An 8,379-nucleotide genomic window follows, 5' to 3' on the forward strand; every position below is an offset into this window, starting at 1 on the left:
GGTGAGAGTGAGTGTTTATGTTGCCGGGAGAGAGATGAGAAGGGATCGAGTGTCGGACTAATTGACTCCTTTTTGTCTTTAGGGGCCCTAATTCAGCTCTTTTGGTTCAGGGGGTGCGGATTGTGAAGTGTATGGTATCACAGATTGGATTGAACCGTCAGTTGAAAATATTTTTGCTTTGTACATTTATAATATCAATTTTTTTTATTTCGATAGTTGGGGCAGAGGAGGTGGATGAGAGATCAAAATCTCAGACAATCTTCTCATATTCCGATCCCTCTCCACTGGCATCTGTTGCCGTTTCACCAGATGGATCTTATATTGCCGTCGGATCGGTTGGTGGAACACTTTTTCTCTTTAATCATGCTGGAGAATTGATCTGGAAAAAAAACCTTGGATCTCGGGCTATTGGTATATTATTTTCCGAGGATGAAGAAATTCTCCTCTCTGTTAGTCTCTTTGGATCGGTTAACGCATTTAATTTGGCTGGTGATGTTTTGTGGGAAGAACTACTTGAGACTCCAGTGACGAGCTATTCCTTTTCCATCGATGGAAATTATCTTGCTTTAGGTTCGGATCAAATTTTTCTCTTTGATAGGGGTGGTTTACTCTGGAATAAGTCTGTTGATTCTGAAATCTATGATCTCTCTGTTGCTGAGGATGGAAGTGCGGTTATAGCTATATCAAAGTCAGTACAATACTATTATATTGATAAAAATGGCAATATTCTATTTTCGGATAATGCTGGAGGATATGCCAGTTCGATCGCTTCAAATGGTGACTTTTTTATTGTGGGATCTTCTTATCCAAAAGCTTTTAGTAGCAATGGAATTGAGATGTGGAGGCTTCCCTCGACAAACTCCCCAATAGTGAATTATATTATTGTTAAAAAAGACAACTCTATTTTTGGTATTAATGATGCACGTCAGGTTTTCATGCTCAACTCGATGGGCTCCCCAATTTGGTCACTTGATGGTTATAAGCTTAATCGAGTACGTGCTTTACAATCAGGAGAACGACTTGCCGCTGCTTCTGATTCAAATATCTATCTTTTTAATTATGATGGGGATATATATTGGGCTCATATCCACCCAAAACCGATTAGGGACTTCTCATTTAGTTCAGATGGATTATATGTTGCATATACAGACGGTTCACTCCATTTTACCTCTACAATACCATCTGCCCTCTCTATCGAGACAAATCCTGCTGGAGCAGAAGTTATAATAAATGGTTCAATGGTGGGTGTTACACCATTGACTATTACCGATCTCAGGGAGGCTGTCTATCCAATCGTGTTGACTATGGATGGATATGAGGAGTGGTCAGATAGTATTAGTACAAAAGCAGGGGAGATGATCCTTCTTACACCCACACTGAGCAGAGGTCCAGGGAGTGTAGAAATTATAAGTGATCCGGAAGGGGCGTATGTCTATCTTGAAGATCAGTATTATGGAACAACACCTTGTATTGTTGAATCACTTTCTGAGGGAAGTTATATCTTTGACCTGGTGATGGATGGCTATTTTAATAGCTCTGATACCGTTCAGGTGGTTGCATTTGAAACTACTGAGCTAAATCTCACTCTTACTCAAAAACCACCTGATTTTGATCCACTTTCAATAATAAAAGGGGTAGATCAGCGCCTTATATTGGGAGGGTCTCTTTTCATTCTTCTCCTTATTGGTGGTGTTGTAGTTTATATGAAGCGTAATCCCTCTCCCATTATGACACGTTCGATAAGTCGCTCCCAAAGCTCTCGCTCCTCAAGAAAACAACATTATGAGATTCTTCCGAGGGAGTTTCCAGACAACCTTCTTTCACAGTTTTCTGATGTTGAATATGTTGGAAAAGGTGGATTTGGAATGGTATATAGAGCAACGAGGATCAAGGATGGAGAAACGATTGCTGTTAAATTTCCTCTGGAAATGGATCCAGATACCGGGAAAAGTTTCCTGAAAGAGATTAAAAACTGGGGAGATCTTAAGCATAAAAATATCGTCGAGTTATATGATATCAATATCCTTCCCATTCCCTATTTTGAGATGGAGTATGTCGATTCCGGTAGTATTGAAGATATTAAGAAGCCGATAGACCAACGTGAAGCAGCACGTCTTGTATTTGATATTGCTGAGGGTCTGAAGTTTGCTCATAGTAAGGGCATAATACACCGTGATCTAAAACCACATAATGTCCTGATGACCTCTAATGGGGTTCCAAAAATAATGGATTGGGGATTATCGAAGGTAACGTCGCAAAAAAAGACTTCGACTGCCATTACTCTTTCCCCCTTATATGCTTCTCCGGAACAGATATCCCCAACAAAATTTGGAGATACGGATAATCGCACTGATATCTATCAGTTAGGATCAATATTTTATGAATTGATAACAGGTCAGCTCCCCTTCCAAGGGAGTGGCGTTGCAGAGATCAGTACAAAAATCATCTTTGATGAGCCCCCTCTTCCCTCCAGTTATAATCCTGAACTTCAGCCCCTTGATGATATAATAATGAAATGTCTCCGAAAAAATAAAGAGGAGCGTTATCAGACTATCAGCGATTTCCAGGCCGATGTCGGCAAGTATCTGGATATAGAGCTGAAAGAGACGATGAAGAGGAGTATGTCAATGAATAATACCGGTAAGGCTGTGTATTATTGCGCTGATCTCATTCTTATCAACATGAAAATGGGTGATCTACCGAAAGCTTACTCCTACCTATTGGATCTCATCAAACTGATGCCTGAGGAGAATCGACAGAGTTTTGAGGATTTAAGTTTGGAGGTTAAAATGCGTATTGAACATAATCTAAATGAGATTTCAGAAGATCTAATAATACGATCAGAAATCATGATCCATCAGTTGCTCATGAGTCACATCTGAATACTTTTTTCTATCCAATATTCTTTTAAACCCGAGAAAAATCATGTATCATTTTTTTACTCATGGCTGATAATCTACATGATGGCTCAACTTCGATATGCAACAACACTCACATTATCCTCTGATCCATTCTCTAGTGCCGATTGTACTAGCCGCCTTACGATCTCTTCTGCAGATGGCATAATAGCGGCCGAAACCATTTCTTCAACTCCCATATATCCCGAAAACCCGTCGCTGCAGAGGAGCAGCATTCTTCCAGGAACAAGTTTGGCATGATAGAGATCCACCTGAAATGAAGCACCCCCAAGTGATGATGAAAGCAGATTTTTTAAGGGATGGTTAATTGCTTGTTCTTCAGTGATTATCTCTTCGTCAATGAGTGACTGGACAACAGAATGATCTTTTGTGAGCTGCACCACCTTTTCATGAACGAGATAAGCCCGGCTGTCACCGGTATTTCCAATCACAGCTTCTTTGTTCCGGATGATTGCAGAGACGAGCGTCGTCCCCATCCCTTTCCGCTCCCCAGTGCTCTCTTCCTCGATTGCCTCATGTATCTTGGTATAAATATCCCGGAGCATTGCTTTGATCTCTGGGATCTCCATCTTGTCATGAAATGCGGATGTGACCTCCTTTTCCAGGATACGGATCGCCATATTAGATGCATAGTCGCCGGCCGCATGGCCGCCAAGACCGTCGGCGACAGCGATGAGGTGATATGCATCGGTTGAAACGATGAGAATCGAGTCCTCGTTTGCTGGTCGCTTTCCGGTGGTGGTGAGGCCGAAGATGTCCGGGGAGGCTGGGGTGAGATCTGTGTGCTTGCCAGCTATACTTCGGAGAGATCCTGCGATCTTTTCAAACCATCCCGGATTCTTCATATTCCTGATTCACCCCTGCATCTCAATCTTCCCAAGCAGTATCCGGAGCTGGTCAACCCATTCATTGCCCAGTGGAAGATCTTCTGCGATCATATACTGCACCTGTTCGATGGCGGTATCCAGCTCCTCTCTGTGATATGTGGTCAGAAGACGTATCTCATTGAGTGCTGTTATCAGTTCGACCCGGTCATTTAGCTGTGCATGGAGGAGGGCGATCCGAACCGATTTCCGGATTGCTTCCCTTGTGAGCCTCTGGATATCTCCGGTGGTGGAACTTGTTTTCAGTGACGCTTTTGTCAGTTTTAGATCTTTGAGAAGCTCGGTCCGCTCCTTATTAAGAGCATAAACACCCTTCAATGCTTGCTGGAATTCTGTGACATTCTGGTAGCGATCTTCCATACGCTTTGCGGTGAGTTTCCCGACAATTGGATCATAGGGTGCCAGATCAGAATTGACCGAAGCAAGTGTGGCAGGTGAAATATCCGGTGAGAGGATTTTACTAATGATTACCACATGGGATGATCCATCATAGGGTAGTCTGCCTGTTAAGATTTCAAAGAAGATTAAACCGAGATGATAAAGATCTGTCCGCTGATCCGGGTTGCCATAATGTTCTGAATCCAGCTGTTCCGGGGCGGCATAGAGGGGGGAATAACCCTTATTTGTCGTCATCGAACTCCGGGAACTGATCTTCGAAAGGCCAAAGTCTGCAATCTTTGGTGTATAATCAGATGTGATCAGCACATTCAGTGGCTTGAGATCGTGATGGTAGATACCCTTCCCATGAGCATATCCAAGGCCGCCGGAAATTCCGGAGATGATCTGTATTACCTGATCTTCGGTAATCGGCTTCTGTAATGCATCAAGATCCCGTAACCGTTTACCATTGACTTCAAATCCATCGATATATTCCATCTCAAGGTGAGGTACCGGAAGGAGATCGCTTCTGTTGAGTTTGACGATGTTTGGGTGCGTAAGATGGTACCAAGCCGCCACTTCTTTAATGAAGATCGAACTGGTTTTTTCATCAATACGGGGGATTTTAACGGCAACGACCTGTCCGTCATCAACTCTCTTCACTTTGAAGACTTTAGCAAAACCACCCTCTCCGATAAATTCGAGGGGATAATAGCGCCTGAGAAGTTCTTGGGGGAATGATGGGATTATTGCAGGAATTGTGGTAGGTGAATCAGCGACTGGGGATGGCGCTTGTTCCTCAACACTTACCTCGAACTCTGCTGTCGCCTCGTATGACCGCTCCTGCGAATCCTGATAGGTGATTGTAATATCGAGGGGGATATGACCGTCATGTCGTGGCCTGACGGGCACTTTGATCGTTTCCGAAACACCGGCTTTTATGGTATGGGTGCTGATCTGTTTTGTCTCAAACTCATCTGATAGTGAAATATTTACATTCAGGGCGTCTCCATTTCCAGAATTTGTTAGATTAAAAGGTATTTTTTGCCAGCTGTTGGCTTTTAAGGAGATTGATTGCGGTGTGATGACGAGATCGGGTTTTGGATCATTATACTGGAGTTTTGTTCTGAGCTCATAGTATTCTGTGTTGCCTGGCATGATTTCCAGTGCTTCATCGACCGTTTTGATTGCCAAAATGTAATGTCCGCGTGATGCAAAATCCTTTGCCTTTGCTATAAGTGATTCTGCCTCTTTGCGTTTCTTTTCCATTACAGGCGTCTCTGGTTTTGGGGTAAACCGGTTAACGGGAGCTGGCTGAGAAGGTTCCTCCTGCTTAGGGTGTCTATTGTTCTCCCTTCTGGTCCTTACCAGTACACCGGCAATCAAGCCAATAATTACAATCAAACCGAGTGGTAGAAGTATTGGAAAATCCAGATCTGTCGGTGAAGAAGAGGATGAAGCGGCAACAGGAAGTGATGTGGTATGAGGAGAACGCCAGACGTCATTTTTATAGTTGTCGTTTTCTTCCTCACCGCCAAGCACCCAGATATAGCCATCATGCGATACTGTGGTGTGATCGTACCGCTTTGACCATATCGCTGACGGGGTAACCTCCATCCACGTTGTGCCATCGGCTGATCTCCAGACGTCATTTATGTAGTTTTTGGAAACCCCAATGTCGCCGCCGAGCATCCATAGATAGCCGTCGTGCGATACTGTGGTGTGGCCGATTCGCGCTGACCATCCCGCTGCCGGGGTGACCCGCGTCCATGTTACGCCGTTGGTCGACTTCCAGATGTCATTATATCGGCTTCCGTCCCATCCTTTAGTCCCGCCGAGTACCCAGATATAGCCGTCATACGATACTGCGGTATGGTCGCCCCGCGGTGACCATCCTGCCGCCGGGGTAACCTCCGTCCAGGTAACGCCGTCCGCCGACCTCCAGACGTCATTTTTACTACTGTCGGCAAAACCGCCGAGGACCCAGATATAGCCACCATGAGATACTGTGGTGTGGCCGTACCGTGGTGACCATCCTGCAGATCGGGTGACCTGTGTCCAAGTGATACCGTCCGCCGACCTCCAGACGTCATTTTTCCTACCGCTGTTATCATACCCGCCGAGCATCCATAGATACCCGTCATGCGATACAGTGGTGTGTTCGTTTCGCGCTGACCATTCCGCTGCCGGTGTGACCTCTGTCCAGGTGATGCCGTCTGCCGACCTCCAGACGTCATTATACCTTCTGCTCTTGTCATCCCCGCCGAGTACCCAGATATAGCCATCGTGCGATACAGTGGTGTGTTCGGCTCGCGCTGACCATTCCGCTGCCGGTGTGACCTCTGTCCATTCGGATCCTGTGGGATCTGCTGCGGCAGGCGCAGCCAGTACCCCCAGCAGGAGGAGTGTAAGAAAACAAGTGGTTATATATTTCATCATTTATCCAATCCAGTGCTGATCCAGCCAGAACGATATCAGCGGTAATAGAAGTTGCTTTGTTTTAGCAAGAATAAAATTATCGATTTTCATCTGATTGATGGAAATAAATCTCATTATCCAAATCAGTAAATAAACTTATGATGCCACCAAGGGCAACAGGCATAGAAGATTATAAAGGTATGTCTGTGTCACCCTGTCAATTGGGCAAGAGCTGTACCTCTACAATATCACATTAACTCAGCATAACCCTATCCCCGCCCCCTGAAATCGCCCTATGATCCAGGGACACGCAATGTGATTGTTTGAATGAGCGTTCTTTTCTCCACAGAGTGGTTAAAACCCTCAATACCATCGTAACGTGTATTCACCGCTTCAAAATCCTACAATAGATCGGAGCCCGAAGCTAACATTATATGTTGACACACACAATCCTGGCTCCAATGCCTTTCTCAGGTTAAAGCCCGATTTTTCCGTTTCATTTTACATTTACGCGAATTCCTTCTGTTCATTTCATTCATCATTATTGTTCTTGCGACACTCAGTGCATCCTGCACTTTCGGGGGGATGAGACACTTAATGATCCGTACGATATCATGCATAGTGAGCTTCTTTCTCACCGACCGAGCCTGTATCAGTTCCTGCGTGATCCAGAGCATTGCCAGAAGAACCAGTGCCATGTGATGGTGCCACGCATTCCAGTTTCTCACCTGATACTCATTCATCCCGGCGAGTTTGTTTGCATCCTGGAACGAACGCTCAATCCAGAACCGGTCACTCTGCATCCGTGCAAGACGATGCCATGCCGTGATCTCAAGCGCATTACAGAATGAGTATTTGACATCTGAATCATCCAGCTCCTTTCGAATCAGAAGCCAGACGGGATGGGTTGGGTTACATCCTTATCGATTCTCCATACTCTGGCAGCACAAAATTTGACTTCAAGGAAACCGTCCATTGATTCCCGACTTCGTATTGTTCTCCATTTGTCAATGTTTTTCGCAATGGAGTCCACACGAGTGGATTGTGTGTTCACCACTTGTGTGTGGACTGGCATTCTTCCCCTCGTACCCTGTCTTTTGGGTATCTGGTACTCAGGAGCTTCACAATACACTCGTGTATCAGAACCAACATCGGCAACATAGATCAGATAGGACTTACGCATAACCCTCTTAAAAAAAATTAGAGCGCATATTTGGGTCCGTTAGATACTCGGCTATAGCATTAGACTGAATCTCCCATTTTGCCCGATAGATCGTAATATCCTGTTGTTGATTCACGGCCTCCAATCGGATATATGCTCGAATTGAGCAATTAATATGATTTCTCTGGCCCGCTGCCTTTCGGACTTTACAATCTTCGATGCAACATAGTTCTTTCAGAGCACGATGGTAGTTTTCAATTGACCAGCATATCGCCTGAAGGTTCTTCCTGTCACTGTAATCCATTGTCAGACAATTCGTGGCCCAGTACCTATCGCTTCCTTTTTTGTTCACAGAATGAAATACCCGAATAACCTACATTCCCGGCTACACCTAACTAGCCCAAAAATCTAACTCCATATTTTCCTTAGATTCTCAAGATATTCCTCCACATCAGAGCGAAAGTTTTATCATCGTTATGTGTTATACATTATACATAACGAGTGGTGGGCTACATTGGCGGCAATTGTCTACCAAACAGATAAACGATCCGGGATCACCTATGCCTATCAATCTGTATCGTACTGGGACAAAGAGAAGAAACAATCTCGTGCCAGACGT

The 8,379-nt window shown here is 44.7% G+C and carries 4 protein-coding genes and 1 pseudogene; 1 reads left to right on the forward strand and 4 read right to left on the reverse strand.

Annotated features, from left to right (window positions below; genetic code table 11):
• Window positions 1–131: 131 nt before the first annotated feature.
• Window positions 132–2,882: a protein kinase domain-containing protein gene (locus FTO68_RS11435; RefSeq protein ID WP_255333545.1), complete on the forward strand. Its 2,751-nt coding sequence runs from the start codon at window positions 132–134 to the stop codon at window positions 2,880–2,882.
• Between the two features lie 86 nt (window positions 2,883–2,968).
• On the opposite strand, the gene FTO68_RS11440 is transcribed toward FTO68_RS11435, so the two are convergent.
• The 4 genes and pseudogenes from FTO68_RS11440 to FTO68_RS12000 form a co-directional block, all read right to left on the reverse strand.
• Window positions 2,969–3,763, reverse strand: coding sequence for a PP2C family protein-serine/threonine phosphatase (locus FTO68_RS11440; protein WP_255333546.1), 795 nt, complete (start codon window positions 3,761–3,763; stop codon window positions 2,969–2,971).
• Between the two features lie 9 nt (window positions 3,764–3,772).
• Window positions 3,773–6,619 carry a protein kinase domain-containing protein gene (locus tag FTO68_RS11445; RefSeq protein WP_255333547.1) on the reverse strand — a complete coding sequence of 949 codons (2,847 nt, stop codon included), beginning with the start codon at window positions 6,617–6,619 and terminating at the stop codon, window positions 3,773–3,775.
• Window positions 6,620–7,068: 449 nt separating this feature from the next.
• On the reverse strand, window positions 7,069–7,401 hold the full coding sequence (locus FTO68_RS11450) for a hypothetical protein (RefSeq protein WP_255333548.1): 333 nt from the start codon (window positions 7,399–7,401) through the stop codon (window positions 7,069–7,071).
• 387 nt (window positions 7,402–7,788) lie between these two features.
• A pseudogene (locus FTO68_RS12000) lies at window positions 7,789–8,130 on the reverse strand (IS701 family transposase); the annotation flags it as partial.
• Window positions 8,131–8,379: the final 249 nt, after the last annotated feature.

The sequence above is a fragment of the Methanocalculus taiwanensis genome (assembly GCF_024372745.1).
Taxonomy (GTDB): domain Archaea; phylum Halobacteriota; class Methanomicrobia; order Methanomicrobiales; family Methanocorpusculaceae; genus Methanocalculus; species Methanocalculus taiwanensis.

Bases quoted from the DNA above. Each gene is read 5' to 3' on its own strand.
- FTO68_RS11450 (WP_255333548.1), bottom strand. From the start codon at position 7,401: ATGCAGAGTGACCGGTTCTGGATTGAGCGTTCGTTCCAGGATGCAAAC.
- FTO68_RS11440 (WP_255333546.1), bottom strand. From the start codon at position 3,763: ATGAAGAATCCGGGATGGTTTGAAAAGATCGCAGGATCTCTCCGAAGT.
- FTO68_RS11435 (WP_255333545.1), top strand. From the start codon at position 132: ATGGTATCACAGATTGGATTGAACCGTCAGTTGAAAATATTTTTGCTT.
- FTO68_RS11445 (WP_255333547.1), bottom strand. From the start codon at position 6,619: ATGATGAAATATATAACCACTTGTTTTCTTACACTCCTCCTGCTGGGG.